Annotated in this window: 1 protein-coding gene; it reads left to right on the top strand. The window is 41.2% G+C overall.

What is annotated here, in order from left to right; genetic code table 11:
• Window positions 1-767, top strand: a 767-nt coding sequence (locus ACFIK8_RS11125) for a glycine--tRNA ligase subunit beta (protein ID WP_375669461.1), incomplete at both ends; no start/stop codon positions are given.

The following is a 767-nucleotide window of genomic DNA, read 5'->3' on the forward strand; positions in this document are numbered from 1 at the left end:
TTTTGCAAATGGTTTAGAACTGGTTGAAGATAGTGCCCTTTTAGAAGAAGTTGCAGGACTCGTTGAGTGGCCTGTTGTGCTTATGGGCAATTTTGACAAATCTTTCCTTGATATTCCTCCAGAAATTATTCGCTTGACCATTCAGGCCAATCAAAAGTGTTTTGTAACCCGCAAACAAGGCGAAAAGATCAAACTTTCTCATAATTTTATTCTCGTTTCTAATATTCTTGCAAACGATGAAGGTAAAGAAATTTCCAAGGGAAATAGTAAAGTTGTCTGTGCTCGTCTTTCTGATGCGCTCTATTTTTGGCAAACAGACCAACATGATTTGCCTGATATCAAATACTTGCAGTCCTCTGCTAAGAAACTTGCTCTTGATTTAAAAAAACCTCTCGATCAAAGAATAGCACGCCTTGATCATTTGAATGTGACTTTCCATGAAAAATTAGGCACACAAGGTGCAAGAGTGGAGCGAATCGCCCCCTTAGCACAAACAATTGCACCTTCGGTGCAAGCAGACCCTCTCCTAGCTAAACGTGCCGCAATACTTGCAAAAGCTGATTTACAAACAGAAGTCGTTGGAGAATTTCCGGAACTACAAGGATTCATGGGACGAAAATATGCCCTTCTTCAGGAAGAAGACCCTCGCGTAGCTGAAGCAATCGAAGACCATTATAAACCTCAAGGACCAAAAGATCGTATTCCGCAAGAACCTCTTGCTATAGCAGTAGCGCTGGCCGATAAAATTGACATGCTTGTCGGTTTTT

It is taken from the genome of Bartonella sp. MR168JLCBS, assembly GCF_042194175.1.